This is a genomic window from Kordiimonas sp. (assembly GCF_048264555.1).
Lineage (GTDB): Bacteria > Pseudomonadota > Alphaproteobacteria > Sphingomonadales > Kordiimonadaceae > Kordiimonas.
In genome coordinates, this window is sequence record NZ_JBLXCX010000001.1 from 556,335 (window position 1) to 578,101 (window position 21,767).

Sequence of the window (21,767 nt, forward strand, 5' to 3'; positions counted from 1 at the left end):
TAAGGAGCGGCTAACATGCCCGGACTTAAGGAATACCGCGAGAACAAGAACGCCTTCTCTGGCGTGAACGCTGGTTCTCCGGCAACAATCGACCTTCCCTCGGATCGCGGCATGATCATGTCTGCAACGTGGGAATATGCCGAAGATGGCACCCCGGCCAATGAAGCAACCCTGATTGCAGGCGCGCCCAAGTCGGAGCTGATCATTGACGGCCAGGTGTTCAGTGAATACCGCACGGCGGACGTGCTCAAGCTGAACAAGTTTTATGGCTTCGGCTTCAAGCCTGGCCTTCTCTCGCACCATTTTGCGCAGCCCTGGCGGCGCGGTGTTGGCGAAAGCGAAGCCACGGCGCTTGTGGCGTCCGCGCACCGTGAGCCGTCCATGCGTCTTTATATCGAAGAAGGCCGGGTTAACCCGACCCTTCGCCAGCATATCAAGTCTGAAGGCCTGGGCGCTCGGGGTCGCGGTATTGTGGCGGCACAGCCTGCACGCTCTGCTAACCGTGTGATCAAGCACTGGATTGATATTATCCAGGCTAAATCAAGCGGCAGCACGCCAACCCGTTACCGCTATGAAGGCGGCGGCCAACGTATTCGCGGCTTCCACTTTGAAGGCTCCAACATCACGGCCATCCGTATGGAAGTCGATGAGCAAGAGCGCTGGTGGTACAAAAGCCTCGATCACCTCAACATTGACCTTGAGAACAACGGCTTCTTCCCGCAGCCGGACACCTGGCACGTGGTTTTTGAAGCCATGGGCGGCACGGTTGAGAGCGCCTTTGATCCCAACTACGGCGGCATGTCGAACGAGATCGACTTCGAGATTTACACCTCGGATACCGAAAGCGTTCGCATGGTTGTTGAGCGTTACGACACGCCAGCAACCAAATAGGGCGAGAAAGGAACCAACATGTTCGGAGCTATCGCAAACGATTATCTCAAGGCGAACAACCAGACTGCGGTTGCTACCACCAGCAAGGAGGATAGCGGCTCGAGTTTTGGTTCGACCCTTGGGAGCATCTTCAACCGCGCTCTGGACACGGCGGCCACTTTCGGCAGCGGCCTTTTGAGCCTTGAGCTTTTTGAGAAGGCGAACAAGGTCGGGGCCACCAACACCGCAACCAATACCGCGTCCCAAAACAGCGCGGCAAACCAGACGAATTCAGGTAGCGCCAGCGGAAACGGCGGCTTGTTCGGTGGTTTGCCAAGCTGGGCCGGGCCAGCGGCCATTGGCGGCGGGGTCTTGTTGGTCATCCTGCTTGTGCTTGCCATGTCCGGGAAGAAGTAGCTTATGGCGCTCCCTTCCATCGGCCTGGGGGAAGGGGCCAGCTTCAGCTTTGGCGCTGACGGTGGCCCTATCCACTCCCAGGAAACCTTCAACACCGGTTTTGAAACCGGTGCGTTTGGCACCAAAGGGGCCTCTCCCGTCACCACCATTGCACTGGTGGCCGGGACCGTGCTCGCAACAGGTTTTGTTTTATGGGCGCTCTCAAGCTTGAACCGATGATCTCATTTGACCCGCGCGCACAGGCGGAATTGGCGAGCGTGGGGCCACTTGATTTTTATGTCTCGGAGCAATCCAAAAACCTGGCCGCTCTCTTTGCCGTCACCTGGCAAGGCGAGCGGTGCGGCACGGTGTTGTTGCGCCTTGAGAAAACACCGGAAGGCGAGCTGGTCATGGTTGTTGTGGCGGCGGTCGCCCAGACGCCTGAGCCGGTTTTGCTGATGGGCAAAGAGTTGATTGAAGGCATCGCCAGGCAAAACGGCTGCACGAAGATGCGCGTGCATACCGAGCGCCCAGGGCTTGCGGTGCAGTTCATGCGAAGAGGCGCCGAAGCCGTTCTAACGTGGGATATCTCCAATGGGTAAAACGTCAAAAGATACACATAATGAAACCGTGCAGACGGACGCGCGAACGCTCACGGAAACCCATATCAATCAGGAAACAGAAAACCGGATTGAGGATAGCGGCAACACCACAACCGAGACGGAAACCCGCACCGAAGACAGTTTTAATACCTCGCTGACGGATGAAAGCACCGGCCATAGGGCTGGCGGCAACATCACTGTTGAAAGCGAGGCCGTGAGCATTGCCGCGAGCGAAGCCGCGCGCGACGCCTCTATCAAAGCAGCAGAAGAAGGCAGGCGCGCCAATGAGGCCGCCGCCAAAGCGCTCGAGCTTGCCGCCCAGGAAAACAGCAAGGCAGCCCAAAAGGCAGCAGAAGAAGCACGCAAGGCGAGCGAAGCCGCCGCGAAAGCTGCGGAAGAAGCCAGCCGGGAAGCCTCAAAGGCAGCCGTGGAAGCTTCTAAAGCATCATCGGAAGCGTCCCGCGAAGCAGCCCAGGCCGCAAGCCAGGCGTCACAGAAAGCAGCGGAAGAAAGCCGGAAGGCGGCGGAGTCTGCCATTGCAGCAGCGGAAAGCCTGACAGACCGCGCCCTGGACTTTGGCGAAGAAGCCTTGAACGCCAACATCACAGTGACCGAAAGCGCATTCCAGGCAGGCCAGGCCACGCTCAAGGAAACGCTGGATTTTGCCAAATCTGAGAGCACCAACAACCGGAACACACTTTCCGAAAGCTTCAAGTTCCTGGGCGAGAGCTTAGAGGACGCAAACGAGCTGAACACGCTCACACTCTCGGAGGCCTTCAAGTCAACCGTGGGCGGCCTGGCGGCAGAGCAACAGAAAACCCTTCTTTATGGCCTCGGCATTGTTGCCGTTCTCGGTGCCATCATCGCTTATACGGGGAGCAAATAGCATGTCGTTTGCCGTGACAAACGCCGTTGACGTTTTTGTTGATGGCCAGAAATCCATCAAGCTCTCGAGCGCCAATGCGCGCCGTCGGGTGATCAACATCTGGGCCGGTGACAGTGATCTCTGGTTTGGTGACCGTGGTGTCAGAGGCGGCACCATTGGCAACAAAGTTCGCGCTGGTGACCGGGTGGAACTGACCCTCAAGGGTGAGATTTATGTCATTCGCCAGGGCGGCACCGCTGGCCTTTGTTCGTTTAGTGAGGAGCTGGCGACCGATGGCACAGTATGACGGCCTCACAGAAGCGGAACTCGCGGCAGCCCTTGACGGTAAAGCCGACAAGATACACCAGCACGGCCACGGCTCGCTCTCAGGACTGACGGATGATCATCATCCGCAGTATCTAACCGGCCCGCGCGGTGACGCCCGCTACTATCAGAAGGCAGAGATCAACACGACGATCACTTCCCTGACCGCAGCCATTGACGCCAAGGCAGAAGCGGACCACGGCCACACCTTGGCCGGGCTTGTTGATGTGGGCGAAGAAGCCCCGGCGGACGGTCAAAGCCTGGTGTGGCACGCGGGCGTAGGTGAATGGCGCCCGGCCACGCTCTCGGGTGGTGGTGGCGGTGCGACCGATCACGGCGCTTTAACTGGCCTCGCAGATGATGATCACCCGCAGTATCTCGATAATACACGCGGTGACGCGCGCTATTATGTGAAGGCGACCATTGACGCGACCTTCTACACCAAAACCGCCATTGATACCGCCCTGGCAGGCAAAGCAGCAATAGGTCACGGCCATACACTCGCGAGCCTTTCGGACGTGGGCGAACAAGCCCCCGGTGACGGGCAGGCGCTTGTGTGGAACGCGGGCTTTGGTGAATGGCGCCCGGCGACCGTATCAAGTGGCGGGGTAACCGATCACGCGGCCCTTACCGGCCTCGGCAATGATGATCACGCGCTCTATCACACCGATGCGCGCGGTGACGTGCGCTATTACCGCAAGGCAGAAGTTGACGCGGCCCTGGCGAGCAAAGCGCCCGTGATTGCGCGTGTGCGTGTCAGTGCAAACCACACAGCCCAGGCAGAAGAAATTATCGCTGTGGATACCGACACTGGTCCGGTCACCATCTCAGCGCCCGCAGACCCGGCGCCAGGTACTTATTTTTATGTGGGTGACGCGGGCGGTAACGCAGCGGCCAACAACATCACCGTTGATTTTGGCGCAGAAGCCTTCGACGGCGCGGCGCAAAGCTTCATCATCAACGTGAACACCTTCGGCACGGGTTTCCTGTTCGATGGCTCTGAATGGGAGCTTTTCGGCTGATGGCTAAGGCAAGCGACCTTTTTGGCGGTAGTGTCACCAATCACGCAGGGCTTACGGGTCTGGGTGCTGACGATCACCCGCATTATCTCAACACGGCGCGCGGTGATGCCCGGTATTACACCAAAGCTGCCATTGATACGGCGCTTGATGGGAAAGCCAGCACGTCGCACGGTCACAGCCTGGCAAGCCTCACAGATATAACGCTTTCGGCTATTGGCGCAGGCGAGTTCTTAATGTGGGACGGCGCCAAGTTTATCAACCGCACATTCGCGGAAGCGGGCCTCGCAGCTGCCAGCCACGCCCACACCTGGGCCAGCATTACAGGCAAGCCCTCAAGCTTTACGCCCGCAGTACACGGCCACGGCATTGTTGATATTACCGGGCTTCAATCGGCGCTTGATGGCAAAGCAGCCGCAGCCCACGGCCATGTGATTGCGAACATCACCGGTTTGCAAACCGCTCTAGACGGTAAAGCCGCCGCGGGCCATAGCCACACAAAGGCGGATATCGGCCTTGGGAACGTGGACAATACCTCAGACGCCAATAAGCCGATCAGCACGGCCACACAGGCCGCGTTAGACACAAAGGCAGCATCAAGCCACAGTCACGGCATTGTGGACGTGACGGGCCTACAAGCGGCACTGGACGGCAAGGCAGCGTCAAGCCACAGCCACACCTTCGCAAGTTTGGGCAGCAAGCCCACCACATTAGCAGGCTACGGCATTACCGATGCGGCAAGCGCGGGCCATTCCCATGCGTGGAGCGCGATCACCGGTAAGCCTTCAAGCTTTGCGCCTTCTGCTCATGGTCACCCGATCTCGGACGTGACCGGGCTGCAAGCAGCGCTCGACAGCAAGGCTGGATTTAACCGGGTCATTGTAAGCGCGGCGCACACAGCGGTTGCTGAACAGGTTGTTGCCGTGGACACCACCGGCGCGGCCATCACGATCACAGCGCCCGCAAGCCCTAGCGCCAATGATTATTTCTATGTGGCGGACGTGGGCGCGAACGCAGAAACCAACAACATCACCGTCGATTTTGGCGCGGAGAACTTCAACGGGTCCGCGCAAGACTTCCTTATGGATGTGAACGAATTTGGCGCCGGGTTCATCTACACCGGCACAACTTGGAGGCTTTTAAGGTAATGGCTAAAGCAAGTGATCTTATCGGCGGCGGTAGCGCCTTCGCACCCTTCGGTGAAAGTAGGGCAACAGGTACGGGTTGGGTCATTGACCCCGACCTGAATACTACAGGCATTAACGTTTCAACCATCGTCTGCACACCAAGTCACTATAGCGACATCTATTATGTCGGTGGCGACAAGGCCAACATCAACAACAACCTGATTTTCTACACGGGTAAGGCCGATGTGCTGGCGATCTGTGGCCTGCATCTGCCCGCTGGTGTTGGCCTCTATGTTCCCGGTGGTGACGGTGCCATGACCGTCACCTATGACCCGATTTAGGAGCGCACACCATGACCTATCCCAAACTGCAAAATGAGCAATCTTTCAGCTTCAAGACTGGCAACAAGAAAGTGCAGCGTGTTTATGCCCTAGACGGCGCAGGCACCACCAAAACCTATCTGTGGGCCTATGACGCAGTAACGGACGCAACCACGCTGTCAGAAGATGGCGGCGACGCTGTAGCAGTCGCTAGCATCTATGACGGTGACGATATCGCGGCAACCATTGCGGCTATTGTCACCCCGAAGACGCTCTCAAAAGTGGCCTTTATGGACGCGGCTTATCCGCTTCTGGGCTCTGGCCTTACGGGCGTGCAGCGGTATGGCGAAGTGCTGACACAAGCCAAGGCGAGCGCTAGCCCGCTCGTGGTGGCTGCTATGGAGCGCTACACGCACGCGACCGCCTTCGAGCGCGACGACGTGGCAACCTTTCTGGACATTCTGGTTTCAGACCCCGGTGTTGATCTCACCCAAGGTGAGCGTGACGCCATTGTGAACGGCTGGCCGGATGAAACCGGCGCTTAAAATTCTGGCCGGTGTGAGTGCCGGTGCATTGATCTTGATAGGTGCAAAGATGAGAAACATTGATCTTTCTGCCCGCGTGGCATGGGGCGAAGCAAGAAACCAGGGCCTTGAGGGCTTGCAGGCCGTCTTGAATGTGATGGTGAACCGGGCGAACGACCGGCGCTACCCGTCAAGCCTGGCGGGCGTGGCAACGCAGCCCTGGCAGTTCTCGGCCTATAACGACAATGACCCCAACCGGGCCAAGCTCGAGGCTGTCACCGACGACGATCCAACCTTTGCCCAGGCCGTGGAGCTGGCGGCTCAAGCCGTGCGCGGAGCACTACCCGATATCACGCACGGAGCCACCCATTACCACTGGACCGGCATTGCACCGCCTTTCTGGACCAAGGACGCGACGATCACCGCGCGCATTGGCAACCACATTTTTTATAAAGGGGTCGCTTAATGCCTTTCCTTCTTCCATTGCTGGCCGGTGGTGGCCTTGGCGCATGGCTCGGCTCCCAAGCTGACGACGCTATTGAAACCGTCACCGGCGAACGCGGCGGCATTCCCTGGCTGCAAATTGCCCTTCTGCTCGGCATTGCCTACGCGGCCTACAACTGGTTCGGGAAACGCTGATGACTGTTGAGCAAATCCTGATTGTCGCCTTCGGTGTGCCGTCCATCACCTTACTGACGGGCATCTTCTTCCGCATGGGCAAGCTTGAGGCGATCAACACCAGCCTGCAATCCGAGGTCACAAAAATCTGGGCGGAAATTCACCGCATTAAGGAGAAGTTGAAATGAGAGTGCATCGCCGCAAACAACGCCTGGGCGCAAGCAATCCCCAGGCAACACCAAATCCCTTTGTCACCCTGAGCCATGAAGCTCTTGTCGATGCAGGCAAAGCCGCAGGCTTTCCACCCTTCTGCGGCACCTGGCCGCGTGAAACCCTGATCCAAAAACTGATGGAGAATGCACATGCTGTTTAAGAAAAAATCCACAAGCCGCCGCAGGAGCACCACGCGGCGCAAGTCTACCGCCCTCAAGCCTGGCACACGCCGCGTTAAAGGCCGCGTGGTTCCGAAAAAAGGCTACCGGTTCGTGAAGAACGGTGGCGGGCGCGCGATCAAAGCGAGGGGCTAATGGGCCTTCCGTTCATTGATACTATCCTGGACGTTGTCAGGGGTCCGATTGACAAACTGATCCCTGACAAGAACCAGAAGATGCAGCTTGAGCATGAGGTCACTATGGCCGTGCTTGGCTCTGGCCTGTCACAGATGGAGGTGAACAAGGTTGAGGCTGCGCACCGCTCGGTGTTTGTTGCAGGCTGGCGCCCGGCCGTGGGTTGGGTGTGTGCCGCGTCACTAGCCTGGCATTTTGTTCTTTATGACCTGGCTGCCTGGGTGCAGCTAGCCTTCTTTCCGGACACACCGCCGCTACCGGCCCTGAGTGGCACCGGCGAGCTGGTGACGGTGCTGTTTAGCATGCTTGGCCTAGGTGGGCTAAGAAGCTTTGAAAAGTTGAGGGGTGTATCTAAGTAGTTCCGCTACAACAGGAAAACACGTGACCCGCCGGAATGACAGGCCACGTATTTAATTACTCTCTTTTAATTACTCTCTCGATTTTTGCCGTTTCCTAGGGCTTAAAAGCGACCATATTTCTACTATCGTCTTTATAATCCCAAGCAGGATGAGAATTATCGTGAGCATATCAACGCTCAAGACATTGTTCATTTCATTCTCTTTCCGGTGATTGGCCTCTTTGACATAGTTAACCAGGCGCTAACTTTAAAGGTCAAATCAGCTATCTCCCCGAAAAATTACGCCGAAATTCTGCGTAATTTGAGATTAGGGTTTTTAGGCTAACTTATTGAAAAATATGGCGCACCCGAGAGGATTCGAACCTCTGGCCTCTGCCTTCGGAGGGCAGCGCTCTATCCAGCTGAGCTACGGGTGCCTGTGCCATGACAGCATCCGGAAAGACCCGGATTTCGGCGCGGACAGTACACGCGGGTGCCATACCATGCAAGCCAAATTCGGACCATGGCGGCAATAGCACGACACAACCGTTTACATCTTCGACAAAACCTCATGCTAAATCCGTCATGTGTCACACCGGCCACATAAAAAATTCAACAAATCTTAAATAAAATAATATTTTAATTTCAATATGTTAGACGCCATTTCTCGAATTACATAAAATTTTATCCAATTAATTACCTATGATTAAGAGCCCACCCTTTATAAACCAAGCAAATGCTCATGCGGGGTTGAGCGGCTTTGCCAAAACTCTTCACGCAACCGAGCGCCTCACGACAAAAGAATTTTGGATGGACCCCATGTTGAAAACATTGAAGAATTTTGCTGCCCTCGTGTTTGCCGCCACCATTGGCCTCAGCGTAATGAGCGCGCCCGCGCAAGCAAACGATATGAAAAAATGGCAGATTGAAGTTGTTAAATCTGTGGCAAAGAATCAGCGTTACCCACGGTCCGCGATCGCGCGTGAGATTGAAGGTAAAGCAAAAGTTCGTCTGGTTGTTGCCGCTGACGGTTCGATCACCAGCCACGAGATTGTTGAAGCCACGGGCGAAGAAGTTCTAGACAACGAAATTCCAAAACTGGTTGAGAAACTGAACCCACTGCCAGCACTCCCTGGCGGGCAAGCGGAGATGTCTTTCGTGCTGCCGCTTAGCTGGACACTGAACTGATTTTCCTCACCTGATGATGTTCTGAGTACCACCTTATTTGTTACGAGTATGCATGGCCTCGGTGTTATCACCGGGGCCATTTTTATACCTTCACCACCCCCTCAACTTACCACTTTCCATCGTCCAGAAACACCGAATCACCACCCCAAATACTCAGGTGACGAATCGATAAAATTATAAGTAATTTCAACGCTTTGTAATTTTCTTTCGCGCATGCGCTAAACGCGGCCATTTTCCTTATGTTTTTGCGAGCAGATGCACCGGAAAACCTCACTTAAACATCAGTAACCATTGGTTAATCTATTTCGCTCATATGCTGTGCGCAGAGTTAACCCCCGCTTGAGAGTATTGAGATGAAAAAACTTTCTATTGTTGCTGCTGTACTGGCAATGGTTACCATCGGCATGCAAACTTCCCCCGCGTTTGCTGACGATATGAACGACTGGAAAAAAGCTGTTGTTCAGAAACTCGTGAAAACACAGAAATACCCGCGCGCCGCACAAGTTCGCGAGATTGAAGGCAAAGCCAAGATCCGCCTTATCGTTGCAGCCGACGGCGCCATCACAGCGCATGAAATTGTTGAGGCAACCGGCCAGGACGTGCTCGACAACGAAATTCCGAAGCTGGTTGCGAAGCTGAGCCCACTGCCAGCTCTGCCTGCAGGCCAAAGCGACCTGAGCTTCATACTGCCGCTTGAGTGGTCCCTCCGCTAAGCGCAGGTGAAAACCCAATGAAAAAGCCCCGACAGCAATGCCGGGGCTTTTTTCTTCACCTCACGCTGGGTGCTATCAGGCAACCCGGTCAGAAACAGCCCGCCCAAAGGGGATCAGCGTGGTATCACGTGGTTCTTTCATCAACGCCGGATAGTCTGCCGTGTAATGAAGGCCACGGGATTCTTTCCGCAGTTGCGCAGACCGCACAATCAGATCCGCGACCGTCACCAGGTTCCTGAGCTCCAGCAGGTCCGCCGTCACCCGGAAATTGCCGTAATATTCGTGAATTTCGGCGGCCAGCAGATCTACTCTGCGCTTGGCACGCGCGAGACGCTTGTCTGTACGCACAATGCCCACATAGTCCCACATGAAACGACGAAGCTCTTTCCAGTTGTGGGTAACCACGACCTCCTCGTCACTATCAGTGACCTGGCTTTCGTCCCAATCCCGTACGATGGTGGCCGAAGGCAAACCACCAATATTCTCGAGAATATCGTCCGCTGCCGAATTGCCGAGCACCAGACATTCAAGTAGGCTGTTCGACGCCATCCGGTTCGCACCGTGCAGGCCGGTATGCGCGCACTCGCCAATAGCATAGAGCCGCTCAAGGTCCGTGCGGGCATGCATATCCACATGAATACCGCCACAGGTATAGTGAGCCGCCGGCACAACGGGGATCATGTCTTTCGTGATGTCGATACCGAGCGAGAGACAATGCCGATAGATGTTGGGGAAGTGCGAAATGATAAAGTCCGCATCCTTGTGGGTGATATCAAGCCACACACAGTCCTGACCCTTACGTTTCATTTCGGCGTCAATGGCACGGGCGACGATGTCCCGCGGCGCAAGCTCTGCCCGCTCGTCATACTCAGGCATGAAACGCTCACCATCCCGGCCCCTGAGCACCGCGCCTTCACCACGCATGGCTTCCGTGATCAGGAAGGTTTTTGCATCCGGGTGATAAAGACAGGTGGGGTGGAACTGGTTGAACTCAAGGTTACTGACCCGGCACCCGGCCCGCCAAGCCATGGCAATACCATCGCCAGTGGAAGCGTCAGGGTTTGAGCTATAGAGATACACCCGGCTGGCGCCACCTGTGGCGATGATGGTGGCGCGCGCGGTGAAAGTTTCCACCCGGCCTTTTTCAAGGTTCAACACATAAACCCCATGCGCCTGATCATCGTAGGATGCTGGGCTTTTCAGATGCCTATTGGTGATAACGTCGATCGCCATATGATGCTCGAACACATCAATGTTCGGCTCCTCGAGAACACGGTCGTTCAGCGTGTTCTGCACGGCCTTCCCGGTCGCGTCTGCTGCGTGGATAATGCGGCGGTGACTATGCCCGCCCTCTCGGGTCAGGTGATAGTCATACCCGTCCTCATGGGCCTGGTTCACCCGGTCAAACTCAACCCCTAAGCTGATGAGACTTTCAATGGCGTCACGCCCACGCTCCACCACAAAGCGGACCGCCTCTTCGGAGCAAAGACCCGCACCCGCAACAAGGGTATCATCGATGTGAGATTGCACCGTGTCTGTGGCTTCTAGCACAGCAGCAATGCCGCCCTGCGCCCAGCGGGTGGAGCCGCCCGCCATCTCGCCTTTGGAAAGCACCGCAACCCGCATATGCGGCGCGAGCTTGAGCGCTGCGGTCAAGCCTGCGGCACCCGTTCCAACAATCACCACATCATAGGTGCGCCTCATTCAGCCGCGTCCTTTTGTTTTGCTTTATCGCTCGTGAGCTGCAGGAATATATCCTCCAGATCTGTCTCATTTGTCGAGATATCATTGATGGTGAGCCCTGCGTCCTGTACGGCTCTGAGCACCTGCCCGACATTGCCGGTCGCCTGCGAGAGCTGGACAGCGAGCTTGTTGGTCTCCCGCACCTCCGCCGTGAAAGCGGCGAGCGTATCCGGCACAACATCCAGCGCCTCTGCCACCTCAATGATCACTTCTTTCTCGTCAATGCGCTTCAGAAGCTGTTTGGTTGGCTCACACGCCACCACCTCGCCGTGGTTGATAATGGCGATGGTGTCGCAAAGCTCTTCCGCTTCTTCAAGATAGTGAGTGGTCAGCACAATAGTGGTGCCCCGCCTATGTAGCTCGCGCACATAATCCCATAGCTGTTGCCTGAGCTCGATATCCACACCGGCTGTCGGCTCATCAAGAATAAGGATAGGCGGGTTATGCACCATTGCTTTCGCAACCAGCAGCCGGCGCTTCATACCGCCTGAAAGTGTGCGCGAATAAGCATCAGCCTTATCGAACAGGTGAACAGCTTTAAGGAGCTCTTCCGTGCGGCGCTCATGCGGCTTCACCCCATACATGCCAGCCTGCACCTCAAGCATCTCCCGCGGCGTAAAAAACGCGTCAAACAACAGCTCTTGCGGCACAATACCGATATTGGCACGCGCGTTGCGCGGGTTGTCATCTACATCGAAACCCCAAATGCTGGCACTGCCTTCGGTTTTATTCACGAGGCCCGCAAGAATATTGATGGTGGTGGATTTGCCCGCACCATTTGGCCCCAGAAGCCCAAACATCGACCCCTGCGGGATATCAAGGTCAATACCCTTGAGCGCGAGTTTGTCTTCCGCGCCCCCACGGCCCTTGTATATCTTCTTCAGTCCCCTGATTTCGATGGCATTTTTCGACAATGTTCCAACCCAATCCTGAAATGCTAACGTTTATTTTATCATCAAAGCGTCCACACTGTTACCGCAGTGCTTGTTCGCCCGCTGTCGCTTGGTTATATAAAGCTAAATTCAAACTGCACGAGTTCAATTTACAATAAAGAGAAGCCCGATGACGGTAGAAGCTCCTGAAACCAAAATTGTCGACACCAAAAAAATTGCCTGCGACGGCGATGAAGGTGCCCTCGGCCACCCACGCGTTTATCTTACAATGGATCACGACGGCAAAGTAGAATGCCCATATTGTGACCGACTTTACATTTTGCAAGGCGGCCCGTCAGACACATCTAAGTGATTGCGCTGCCTTTTTTCTAATCTTTTGCCCAAGGAAATTTTGGGCGAGGCCTGCTTCAACTTAGGAATAGCACATGTCAGATGCCGACAGCAAAGCGCCACATCTTTACCTGATTGATGGCTCTGCTTTCATTTTCCGCGCCTACCACGCTTTGCCGCCCATGAACCGGGCAGACGGCACACCCGTGAACGCGGTGTATGGCTTCTCGAACATGCTCTTTAAACTGCTGCAGGACCTAAACGATAATGAGAAGCCCACCCATCTGGCGGTGATCTTTGATGCAGCCCGCAAAAACTTCCGCAACGATATCTACAAGGAATATAAAGCTCACCGCCCGCCCGCACCCGAAGACCTTGTGCCGCAGTTTTCCATCATCAAGGATGCTGCGGTTGCCTTTGGCGTACCCGCAATTGAGATGGAAGGTTATGAAGCCGATGACCTGATCGCCACCTATACCCACCAGGCACGCGCGAAAGGCTGGAACGTTACCATCGTCAGTTCAGACAAAGACCTGATGCAGTTGGTTGACGACGGCACCACCATGTTTGACAGCATGAAAAACAAGCGCGTTGGATATGACGGTGTGCTGGAAAAGTTTGGCGTAACACCTGACCGGGTTGTGGACGTGCAGTCTCTCGCGGGCGACAGTGTCGACAACGTACCGGGTGTACCGGGTATCGGCATCAAAACCGCCGCACAGCTTATTCAGGAATATGGCGACCTCGATACGCTACTTGAACGCGCGCATGAGATCAAACAAACCAAGCGCCGAGAAAACCTGATCGAGTTTGCAGAGATGGCCCGTATCAGCCGCCAGCTTGTGAGCCTTGCGAAAGACGCCCCTGTTGAGTTTGAGCTTGACCATATGACGCTCGAGGACCCGGCGCCTGAGCCCCTGATGGCTTTCCTTGACCAGCAGAATTTCCGCTCCCTCAAGGTCAAGGTTGTGCATCACTATGGTGTTGATGTGGGCACAGACCCGGTGAGCGACGCGGTCTCCGTTACAGAAACAGACTATGAGTGTGTGAACGACATCGCCGCACTGGAGCGCTGGATCAAGCTGGCAGAGCAAACCGGTGCCGTCGCAGTGGACACAGAAACAACGTCGCTCAATCCGGCGATGGCCGATCTTGTTGGCATCTCCCTTTCTGTTGAACCCGGCAAAGCCTGTTATATTCCCGTTGCGCACTCACAGGCCGGAGGTGATCTGCTGGCTGAAAAACCAAACCAGCTTGAAAAAGCTGTGGTGATTAAAGCCCTCAAACCCATGTTTGAAGACCCAAGCGTGCTCAAGATCGGGCAGAACCTCAAATACGATATGTCGATCCTCGCTCGTGAAGGCATTCAGCTTTCACCGATCGACGATACCATGCTGATGTCATACGCGCTGGACGCGGGCAAACATGGGCACGGGATGGACGAGCTTTCCGGCATCCACCTGGATATCACCCCTGTAAGCTTCAAAGAGGTTGCCGGTACCGGCAAAAACCAGATCACATTTGATCAGGTCCCGCTTGATAAAGCCACCCATTACGCGGCGGAGGATGCCGACATTACAGGACGCCTCTGGCGCATCCTCAAGCCTCGGCTCGCGGAGGAGAAAGTCACCACCGTTTATGAAACGCTGGAGCGTCCTCTGGTCAGTGTTCTGTCAGCCATGGAGCGTGAGGGTATCAAGGTTGACGTTAGCGTCCTCAACAAACTCTCCAACGAGTTTGGTGTGGGCATTGAACGGCTGGACAAGGAAATCCAGGAGCTCGCGGGTAGGCCCTTTAACGTCAATTCACCCAAACAGTTGGGGGAGATACTGTTTGACGAGCAGGGCCTGAAGGGCGGGAAAAAGTCCTCTAAAACCGGCGCATGGCAAACCAATGTGGATGTGCTCGAAAAACTGGCCGCCGAAGGACACGAAATCCCCAAAAAGGTGATGGAGTACCGGCAGTTCTCCAAACTTAAAAGCACCTATACGGATTCGCTCGTGCAGCAGGTCAGCAGTCGCACGGGCCGGGTGCACACGAGCTTCCACATGGCGTCCACCACCACAGGGCGGCTGTCATCCAACGACCCAAACCTGCAAAATATTCCGATCCGTACCGAAGAAGGCCGCAAAATCCGCCGCGCGTTTATTGCAGACAAGGGCAATATCCTGCTTGCAGCCGACTATAGCCAGATTGAACTGCGCATCCTTGCGCACATCGCAGATATTAGTGCCCTCAAACAAGCGTTTGCGGACGGCACTGACATTCACGCCATGACGGCATCAGAGGTATTTGGCGTACCCATTGAGGGCATGGATCCGATGGTGCGCAGGCAGGCGAAAGCCATCAACTTCGGCATCATCTACGGCATCTCCGCGTTTGGTCTCGCACGCCAGCTTGGTATCAGTCGTGGTGACGCGCAGGGATATATTGATGCTTATTTTGAGCGTTTCCCCGGCATCCGGAAATATATGGATGACACGATCGCCTTCGCGAAAGAGCATGGCTATGTGGAAACCCTGTTTGGCCGCAAATGCCATATCACGGCGCTCACTGACAAAAACCCGATGAAGCGCGGTTTTGGGGAACGGGCTGCCATTAACGCCCCCATCCAGGGCTCTGCCGCAGATATTATTCGCCGGGCCATGGTACGCATGCCGGATGCCCTCAAAGAGGCAGGTCTTGAAGATGTACGGATGCTTCTTCAGGTACACGACGAACTGGTTTTTGAGGCGCCTGAAGGTCTCGCTGAAAAAGCCATCCCTGTGATTGAAGAGACCATGGCAAAAGCGTGTGAGCCTGCTATCACGCTCTCTGTACCGCTTGAGGTGGACTGCGGAACGGGCCAGAACTGGCAAGAAGCGCATTAGAACTCTTGCCTCAGGTATAGACCGAAAAGGCCTATACCTCTTCGCGTTTTGCCGCGCGTGATGACCGTCTGATCTCTCCGGCAGGTGACATCGGCTATACCGTCAGTCCATACTGCGCTTGGTTCTGCAAGGGATATCGCGATGAAATACTGGGTAGCAGCTGTTCTGTTTTTGTCGGTTACTTTTCCGTCTCTCGCTGCTGGAAAGCTATCAGACAATATACTGATCGAGAGCAAAGTGCTCGGTTATACCTTGCAGTTCAGGGTCTATATTCCTGAGGGCACCAAAACGAACGATCACCTGCCCACGGTCTATATTGCCGACGGTCAGTGGTATATCTCTGACGGAAAGATGGTTGAAGTGCTGGACCGGGAAATCGCAGCAGAACGCATGCGCCCGGTTATGGCCATTTTTGTTGATAGTGGTGAACCGGGAAACCCCAAAAACAACCGCCGCAACGACGAGTTCATGTGTAACGCTGCCTATGCGCAGTTTTACCAGAACGAGCTCGTACCCACCATCGAGCACAGCTTCCCGGTTAGCAAAATGAGGGAAGACAGAGTGATAATGGGCCTGTCATTTGGCGGGTTGAACGCCGCCTGTTTCGGACTCATGATCCCGGACACCTTCGCGGGCGTTGGCATGCACTCCCCGGCCAATAGCCAGCACCTCAAGATGCTCTCGGATCTATACCGCAAACAAGACAAGCTTCCGATCAGAATATTCTTCTCGACCGGCACCAAGCGGGACAACACCAAAGCAGCCCGCAAGTTCCATCAGGTTCTGAAAAACAAAGGCTATGAGATGACCTATATGGAAGTGCCCTTCGGCCATAGCTGGGAGAACTGGGCACCTCTCGTGGATGACCTTCTCCTCACTTTTTTTGCCCGCACCCCATAGCATCCTTGCACGCAGCGCCATCTAGGCCCATGTTACCGGGGTGGTTCTCACCACGCTAACCTCCCCCGGGGCCACCCATATGACCATATGGCTGTGCCTCGCTCAATGATCCGAGGCACGCTTTCATGCAACTCCGCAGAGAAAACACGCTTGGTTTGGCGCTTCTTTTGGGAAGTGTCGTGGCGCTTATGCCGCTCGCCATTGACATGTATCTACCCGCTTTCAGTGCGATTGGTGCATTCTTTGATACACCTCAGTCGCAGGTGGAGCTTTCGCTTACTGTCTATTTCATCGGTGTTGCACTGGGCCAATTGGTTTATGGTCCGCTCGCGGACCGGTACGGCCGCCGCAAGCCCCTTCTGTTTGGTCTTACTATCTCTACCCTGAGTTCCGTAGCGTGCGCGATGGTGCCCACCATTGAGGGACTGATCGCGCTTCGGTTCCTGCAAGCCTTCGGCATGTGTGCGGGCGGTGTGGTTTCCCGCGCGATTGTGCGCGATATGTTTGAGCCCACAGATGTGGCGCGCTTCTTCTCTCTCCTGATGCTCGTGATGGGGGTTGCCCCGATCCTCGCGCCCATCTTCGGCGCGCAGATCAGCCTGCATTTTGGATGGCAGATGATCTTCTATCTGATCGCGGCCGTTAGTTTTATCGATCTGATAGCGGTGATGTTCCTTCTCCCTGAAACGCATAAACCCAACCCGGGGGTACGCCTCAGCGCCACCTTCAGCACTTACCGTGATATCCTGCGTGACCGCCATTTTGTCGGCTATTCCATGTCTGGCGGCGCTGCGTTTTCTTCCATGTTCGCCTATATCACTGGCTCCGCATTTGTACTGATCGAATATTATGGTGTGGCACCTGAGAATTTCGGCTTTATCTTTGGTGCCAACGCGGCAGGCTTCATCATTATGAGCCAAGTCAACCGGGCACTTCTGAAAAGATATAGCTATCACGCCATCTTCCATACTGGCCTCAAGGTGCTGGTGGGCGCAGGCGCGCTCTTGGCGATTGGTGGCATCATCGGCGTGCCGCTGCCATTTTTCCTCGCGCCACTTTTCGTCTTTGTGGCGTCGCTTGGCGTCATCTCTCCCAACAGTATGGCGGGAGCGCTAGCTGGTGAAGGAAGGCGTGCAGGGGCCGCCTCCGCCCTTGGTGGTGCGCTCCAGTTTTCGCTCTCGTTTATTTTTTCAGGCGCGGTGGGCATTGTTCACGCAACATCGCCAATGCCCATGTGCCTGATCATGCTTGTGGGGGCTGTTATTGCACTTCTGTTTGCGCAAATGACAAAGGGGCCAAAACGAGCTGATGGGGCACCCGCCGCGCAACAGCCATAAAAAAGGGCGGCTTGAGTGCCGCCCTTAACTGTCATATCAATTTGTGTCGTTAGTCGGCAAAATGCGTGAAGACATAAAAGAGCCCTGCAGACAATAATGCCGACGCAGGCACTGTGATCACCCATGCAGCCACAATTGTCAGCAGCTCGCGGCGACGCACCAGCCGGCGGCGTTCACGCTTCTTCTTCTCTGACGTGGTTTTGGCTTTCTTGTTTGGCTTGGTGGACAGATATTCCCTCAAAAAACCAACCCCAAACACACCACCAACAGCGATGTGCGTAGAAGAAACAGGCAGGCCGAGCCAGCTTGCGGCAATCACGGTTATAGCCGCAGAGAGCGCCACACAAAACGCGCGCATCTGGTTAAGTTTGGTGATCTTCTCTCCCACGGTACGGATAAGCTTCGGCCCATAGAGCAAAAGCCCGATTGAGATACCAATCGCGCCGATGACCATAACCCAAAGCGGCAACGCCACCTTGCCGGTACCCATATCCGCACTGCTCGCCGCGCTCACAATCGCGGCAAGAGGCCCAACGGCGTTCGCAACATCGTTGGCACCATGCGCGAACGATAGAAGGGCCGCCGAACAGATAAGCGGCACGGTGAAGAGCTTGGCAACCGATTTGCGGCGGTTCTCCAGACCATAAGACGCTTTGGCCACCAGGGGTTTGGTGCCTGCCCACACAAGTGCTGCGCTACCGAAACCGATAAGCCACAGCATGCCGACGCCAGGCACCCAAAGTTTCTTGAGGCCCTTCATCACCAGATACATGGAAAAGGCGCCCGCCATGATGCCGACAAAAACCGGCACCCACGTCCGGGATGCCTCAAGCATATCGTCTTTCGCGAGGATCACACGCTTGATCAGGAACAGGAACAAGGCCGCAACAATGCCGCCGAGAAGCGGCGAGATCACCCAGCTCGCAGCAATTGCGCCCATCTTGCCCCAGTCCACGCTACCCATGCCAGCCGCAGCCACACCGGCACCTACAACGCCGCCAACAATGGAGTGAGTGGTCGATACTGGCGCACCCAGCCATGTAGCCAGGTTAAGCCACAAGGCGGCCGCGAGCAGTGCCCCCATCATCGCCCAGATGAAGGTCATCTGGTCTGCCATGGCGCTTGGGTCAACGATGCCTTTGCGGATTGTAGAAACAACATCACCGCCAGCCAAAATCGCACCCGCGGCCTCAAACACTGCGGCAATCAGAAGCGCGCCCATCATCGTAAGGGCTTTTGACCCAACAGCAGGGCCGATGTTGTTGGCAACGTCATTCGCACCGATGTTCATTGCCATATAGGCGCCAATCACAGCAGCGGCCACGATGAACATACCGGTTGGATTGCCGGTTTGCGTCAGTGCGGTATAGATCAGTACCAGAACCAGAAATACGGTTGCCATGCCCAAGTTGGCAAACTGGCGCCCTTGCGCGCGAGCACCAGCGCTGAACTGCTGCACCTTCTCCAAGTCAACGTTGACCTTATGCTTTTCCATAAACCAGCCCTTCCCGATTTGCGGCCCCCAACTACCGCCCTTTTCGGCCTTATAACAGCGTGACACAAAAATGTAATAAAAATGTCAGACACAATGCCTGATAAACAAAAAAGGCGGCCAAAGCCGCCTTTTCGTTAACTATATCGCGTGTTCTAGTAACGGAAACGCAGGGTCAGGCCATAGGTGCGCGGGTCACCGATATAGGCATTGAGGCTACCGCCTGGAATGGTCGAATCGAACGTATCAAGCACATAGGCCTCATTGAGGAGGTTACGTGCCCAAAGCTGGAGTGACCACGCACCGTCAATGTCACCAACGCCCATGCTGGCACCTACCAGGGCATAGCTGTCTTGGCTTTGGCGATCATCCTGCGCCACAGAAAGGCGTGCATTGCTGTTATAGAAAAGCTCACCACGCACAAACATCTCAAGGTCGTCATTGATCGGGCGGCGATAGGTAGCCGTCGCGTTACCAGAGAACTTCGGCGTCTCGGACAGACGTGAGCCTGAGAGATCCTGCAACGGACGAAGAATGCCGCCACCTGCCGGAGCCACAAAGTCACAGCCTGTGGTGTCGTGCGCCGGGCAAGGACCGTTCGGGAAGTTCTTGTACTCCGCCTTCCAGAGCCACGTGAAACCACCGGTCAGGAGGAGTTCAGGTGACGCCTGGAACTTACCGTCAAACTCGAGACCCTGCGCTGCCGCATCCACGTTGCCGGGCACGAAGCTTGAGCCTGTGAAGATGTTTTCCTGGAAGCCGTCAATACTTTGGTCGAACACCGCAAAATCAAGGCTCATGCGGTTGTCAAGAAGGCGAGCTTTCAGGCCAGCCTCCCAAGATGTTGCGATTTCCTTGTCGAACTGGAAATCACCCACACGGGCCGCCGCGCTATCCAGGGCAAAACCACCGGCCTTGTACCCGCGGGAATAGCTAGCATAAACCGCCAGATCATCATTAACCTGATAGTTCGCGATCACGTTACCGGAGAAGTTATCATCCGAGAAGCTATCGTTCACGTTCGCGGCTGGCGGGAAGAACTGGAGCCCCGTAAGACCGAGAAGCGGGTTATAGTCAGGATTGGTTGCAACGGCACTTGCTTGGGCTGTTGCCGTTGGGATCACCGTGCTCTGGATCACTTCAGGCGGAACGCCATTCGCCGCCGCTTGTGCTACGGCTTGCTGTACAGCCTGCCCAACAAAAATCTGCACGAAATCAAGTGCCGCGAACGGATCATCGATCACGATATCCGAATCCATCGACTTCTTGTCATGCGTATAGCGCAAGCCACCGGTGAGGGTCAGTTGGTCTGTCATGTGCCAGTCAACCTGCACAAACGCGCTGTAGCTTTCGTTCTTCTGGTTAAAGAGGCCCTGCAACTGGCCGGAACCGTCCGCCAGGAAATATCCCGAAGGCGCCCCAAGGCCTGCTTCAAGTTGGCTGATCGCACCACCGGTCAGGATATCCGCGAATGGACGAAGCCCTGGCCCTTGAACGGTTTGGTTATCTGCAGAAAGGTCCTGATTATAGTAGTAGACACCGGCCATCCATTCGAACGGACCATCTGTGTTTGAGGTCAGGCGAATTTCCTGCGTGAAGGTATCATAGTCCTGATCCAGAACCCGGCGCTTGTTAAGCTGAAGGTCTGAGAAGTCAGCATCAATATCCTGCAACTCGCGGTAGCCACGGAAAGCAGTGATCGAGGTCAGTGTGAACTTCTCAAAGTCCATATCGATCTGACCGGAGACGCCGTAGGATTCGAGGTTACCAACAACCACTTCACCATCGATGGTGGTGGTACGATCCTTCACCGCAGGGGCACCGTTGATCTCTGAGCCGAGAACCGTGAGCGCTTGCTGTGAACCGGCTGCCACAAGATAGAATGGCGCCGCGCAACATTCCTCGTTCAGGTCGCTATAGTCGGCGATAATACGAACAGAAGTACTGTCGGATGGCTCAAAGAGGATCTGCCCGCGCAAGCCATAACGGTCACGTTCGTTCAGCTTCCGGCCATCAGAGTTGTTGATGGTACCATCACGCTTGTTAACGTTCACATCAAGGCGCATGGCAAGTTTGTCTTCTTGCAGCGGGATATTAACCGCAGCCTTACCAACCTTGGCGTCATAGTTGCCATAGGTTAGCTCGCCCTCAAGTTCAAAATCGTAGTGCGGGGCCTTGGTGACATAGTTGATCACACCCGCGGAGGTGTTTTTACCAAAAAGCGTAGACTGTGGCCCACGCAGCACTTCAATGCGTTCAATACCCAAAAAGTCATTGACCGACGCACCGTTTCTTGAGCGGTAAACACCGTCCACAAACACACCAACCGCAGGCTCTAGGCCGAAGTTGAATGTGGATGAGCCAATGCCGCGCACTGAAAAACTGGTGTTGGATGCGGACGCGCGCTGCACGATCTGCAAGCTTGGTACAAGCGTTTGCAGCGCAGTGAGGTCACGCGCTTGCGCAAGTGACATGGTGCTACCGCCGATCGCCGATACCGCGACTGGTGTTTCGAGGATGGTGGCTTCCCGCTTCTGCGCGGTGACCAAAATCTCCTCAAGCTCAAAACCTGAACTGCTATCTTGGCTGTCTTGTGCAAACGCAGCGCCCGACACCATCATCGCGCCGGTGGCGACTGAAAGCATAAGTTGAGTGCGGCAACGAGACGTGCCTTGTCCATACTTGAAATTCATACTTCCCTCCCTTGGACCTTTCGCCGGTGCCCTGCTGGCT

The 21,767-nt window shown here is 55.5% G+C and carries 26 protein-coding genes and 1 tRNA gene; 22 read left to right on the forward strand and 5 right to left on the reverse strand.

The genetic code is table 11. The features are described 5' to 3' along the window. Positions 1–15 precede the first annotated feature (15 nt). From ACN0XZ_RS02680 to ACN0XZ_RS02755, 16 genes are read left to right on the forward strand one after another with little or no spacing between them, the layout of a single operon-like run. Positions 16–891 (forward strand): hypothetical protein, encoded by an 876-nt coding sequence (locus tag ACN0XZ_RS02680; protein WP_417456167.1) that lies wholly within the window; start codon positions 16–18, stop codon positions 889–891. 18 nt (positions 892–909) lie between these two features. Further along, positions 910–1,287, forward strand: a complete 378-nt coding sequence (locus ACN0XZ_RS02685) for a hypothetical protein (RefSeq protein WP_417456168.1) — start codon at positions 910–912, stop codon at positions 1,285–1,287. A gap of 3 nt (positions 1,288–1,290) precedes the next feature. After that, positions 1,291–1,506 carry a hypothetical protein gene (locus ACN0XZ_RS02690; RefSeq protein WP_417456169.1) on the forward strand — a complete coding sequence of 72 codons (216 nt, stop codon included), beginning with the start codon at positions 1,291–1,293 and terminating at the stop codon, positions 1,504–1,506. Further along, positions 1,479–1,868, forward strand: a complete 390-nt coding sequence (locus ACN0XZ_RS02695; protein ID WP_417456170.1) for a hypothetical protein — start codon at positions 1,479–1,481, stop codon at positions 1,866–1,868. The genes ACN0XZ_RS02690 and ACN0XZ_RS02695 overlap by 28 nt, the downstream gene beginning before the upstream one ends. Beyond that, positions 1,861–2,754 carry a hypothetical protein gene (locus tag ACN0XZ_RS02700; RefSeq protein WP_417456171.1) on the forward strand — a complete coding sequence of 298 codons (894 nt, stop codon included), beginning with the start codon at positions 1,861–1,863 and terminating at the stop codon, positions 2,752–2,754. Before ACN0XZ_RS02695 ends, ACN0XZ_RS02700 begins: the two co-directional genes overlap by 8 nt. Position 2,755: 1 nt before the next feature. Beyond that, a complete protein-coding gene (locus ACN0XZ_RS02705; RefSeq protein ID WP_417456172.1) occupies positions 2,756–3,040 on the forward strand; it encodes a hypothetical protein in 285 nt (94 codons plus the stop codon). Beyond that, positions 3,027–4,079 (forward strand): hypothetical protein, encoded by a 1,053-nt coding sequence (locus ACN0XZ_RS02710; protein WP_417456173.1) that lies wholly within the window; start codon positions 3,027–3,029, stop codon positions 4,077–4,079. Before ACN0XZ_RS02705 ends, ACN0XZ_RS02710 begins: the two co-directional genes overlap by 14 nt. Then, positions 4,079–5,224: a hypothetical protein gene (locus tag ACN0XZ_RS02715; protein ID WP_417456174.1), complete on the forward strand. Its 1,146-nt coding sequence runs from the start codon at positions 4,079–4,081 to the stop codon at positions 5,222–5,224. Before ACN0XZ_RS02710 ends, ACN0XZ_RS02715 begins: the two co-directional genes overlap by 1 nt. Further along, entirely contained in the window at positions 5,224–5,544 is a 321-nt protein-coding gene (locus tag ACN0XZ_RS02720; protein WP_417456175.1) for a hypothetical protein, read from the forward strand. Before ACN0XZ_RS02715 ends, ACN0XZ_RS02720 begins: the two co-directional genes overlap by 1 nt. Positions 5,545–5,555: 11 nt before the next feature. Continuing rightward, entirely contained in the window at positions 5,556–6,068 is a 513-nt protein-coding gene (locus tag ACN0XZ_RS02725) for a hypothetical protein (protein WP_417456176.1), read from the forward strand. A 49-nt stretch (positions 6,069–6,117) separates the two neighbouring features. After that, entirely contained in the window at positions 6,118–6,513 is a 396-nt protein-coding gene (locus ACN0XZ_RS02730; protein WP_417456177.1) for a cell wall hydrolase, read from the forward strand. Then, the gene (locus ACN0XZ_RS02735) at positions 6,513–6,686 is read left to right on the forward strand and encodes a hypothetical protein (RefSeq protein WP_417456178.1); all 174 of its coding nucleotides are present in this window, start codon (positions 6,513–6,515) and stop codon (positions 6,684–6,686) included. Before ACN0XZ_RS02730 ends, ACN0XZ_RS02735 begins: the two co-directional genes overlap by 1 nt. Then, positions 6,686–6,853, forward strand: a complete 168-nt coding sequence (locus ACN0XZ_RS02740) for a hypothetical protein (RefSeq protein WP_417456179.1) — start codon at positions 6,686–6,688, stop codon at positions 6,851–6,853. The genes ACN0XZ_RS02735 and ACN0XZ_RS02740 overlap by 1 nt, the downstream gene beginning before the upstream one ends. Further along, positions 6,850–7,038 (forward strand): hypothetical protein, encoded by a 189-nt coding sequence (locus tag ACN0XZ_RS02745; protein WP_417456180.1) that lies wholly within the window; start codon positions 6,850–6,852, stop codon positions 7,036–7,038. Before ACN0XZ_RS02740 ends, ACN0XZ_RS02745 begins: the two co-directional genes overlap by 4 nt. After that, complete coding sequence (locus tag ACN0XZ_RS02750; protein ID WP_417456181.1) at positions 7,028–7,192, forward strand: hypothetical protein; 165 nt, start codon at positions 7,028–7,030, stop codon at positions 7,190–7,192. The genes ACN0XZ_RS02745 and ACN0XZ_RS02750 overlap by 11 nt, the downstream gene beginning before the upstream one ends. Continuing rightward, the gene (locus ACN0XZ_RS02755; RefSeq protein ID WP_417456182.1) at positions 7,192–7,590 is read left to right on the forward strand and encodes a 3TM-type holin; all 399 of its coding nucleotides are present in this window, start codon (positions 7,192–7,194) and stop codon (positions 7,588–7,590) included. The genes ACN0XZ_RS02750 and ACN0XZ_RS02755 overlap by 1 nt, the downstream gene beginning before the upstream one ends. 338 nt (positions 7,591–7,928) lie before the next feature. Here the strand turns inward: ACN0XZ_RS02755 and ACN0XZ_RS02760 are convergent. Continuing rightward, positions 7,929–8,005, reverse strand: a tRNA-Arg gene (locus tag ACN0XZ_RS02760). Between the two features lie 382 nt (positions 8,006–8,387). On the opposite strand from ACN0XZ_RS02760, the gene ACN0XZ_RS02765 reads away from it, so the two are divergent. Together ACN0XZ_RS02765 and ACN0XZ_RS02770 are read left to right on the forward strand one after the other, a co-directional pair. Continuing rightward, positions 8,388–8,756 carry an energy transducer TonB gene (locus ACN0XZ_RS02765; protein ID WP_417456183.1) on the forward strand — a complete coding sequence of 123 codons (369 nt, stop codon included), beginning with the start codon at positions 8,388–8,390 and terminating at the stop codon, positions 8,754–8,756. Positions 8,757–9,109: 353 nt separating this feature from the next. After that, positions 9,110–9,469, forward strand: coding sequence for an energy transducer TonB (locus ACN0XZ_RS02770; RefSeq protein WP_417456184.1), 360 nt, complete (start codon positions 9,110–9,112; stop codon positions 9,467–9,469). 75 nt (positions 9,470–9,544) lie between these two features. Here ACN0XZ_RS02770 and nadB read toward each other — a convergent pair whose 3' ends face one another. Beyond that, positions 9,545–11,173 carry an L-aspartate oxidase gene (nadB, locus tag ACN0XZ_RS02775; protein WP_417456185.1) on the reverse strand — a complete coding sequence of 543 codons (1,629 nt, stop codon included), beginning with the start codon at positions 11,171–11,173 and terminating at the stop codon, positions 9,545–9,547. After that, positions 11,170–12,126, reverse strand: a complete 957-nt coding sequence (locus tag ACN0XZ_RS02780; RefSeq protein ID WP_417456186.1) for an ABC transporter ATP-binding protein — start codon at positions 12,124–12,126, stop codon at positions 11,170–11,172. The genes nadB and ACN0XZ_RS02780 overlap by 4 nt, the downstream gene beginning before the upstream one ends. A 148-nt stretch (positions 12,127–12,274) precedes the next feature. Here ACN0XZ_RS02780 and ACN0XZ_RS02785 point away from each other — a divergent pair, with 148 nt between their 5' ends. The 4 genes from ACN0XZ_RS02785 (at position 12,275) to ACN0XZ_RS02800 (ending at position 17,542) form a co-directional block, all read left to right on the forward strand. Beyond that, on the forward strand, positions 12,275–12,457 hold the full coding sequence (locus tag ACN0XZ_RS02785) for a zinc-finger domain-containing protein (protein ID WP_417456187.1): 183 nt from the start codon (positions 12,275–12,277) through the stop codon (positions 12,455–12,457). Positions 12,458–12,530: 73 nt separating this feature from the next. Then, positions 12,531–15,305: a DNA polymerase I gene (polA, locus tag ACN0XZ_RS02790; RefSeq protein ID WP_417456188.1), complete on the forward strand. Its 2,775-nt coding sequence runs from the start codon at positions 12,531–12,533 to the stop codon at positions 15,303–15,305. Between the two features lie 141 nt (positions 15,306–15,446). Then, positions 15,447–16,205: an alpha/beta hydrolase gene (locus ACN0XZ_RS02795; RefSeq protein ID WP_417456189.1), complete on the forward strand. Its 759-nt coding sequence runs from the start codon at positions 15,447–15,449 to the stop codon at positions 16,203–16,205. A 125-nt stretch (positions 16,206–16,330) separates the two neighbouring features. After that, a complete protein-coding gene (locus tag ACN0XZ_RS02800) occupies positions 16,331–17,542 on the forward strand; it encodes a Bcr/CflA family multidrug efflux MFS transporter (protein ID WP_417456190.1) in 1,212 nt (403 codons plus the stop codon). Positions 17,543–17,591: 49 nt separating this feature from the next. Here the strand turns inward: ACN0XZ_RS02800 and ACN0XZ_RS02805 are convergent, their stop codons facing one another. Together ACN0XZ_RS02805 and ACN0XZ_RS02810 are read right to left on the reverse strand one after the other, a co-directional pair. Next, positions 17,592–19,037, reverse strand: a complete 1,446-nt coding sequence (locus ACN0XZ_RS02805; RefSeq protein WP_417456191.1) for an inorganic phosphate transporter — start codon at positions 19,035–19,037, stop codon at positions 17,592–17,594. A 152-nt stretch (positions 19,038–19,189) separates the two neighbouring features. Beyond that, positions 19,190–21,727, reverse strand: coding sequence for a TonB-dependent receptor (locus tag ACN0XZ_RS02810; RefSeq protein ID WP_417456192.1), 2,538 nt, complete (start codon positions 21,725–21,727; stop codon positions 19,190–19,192). Positions 21,728–21,767: the final 40 nt, after the last annotated feature.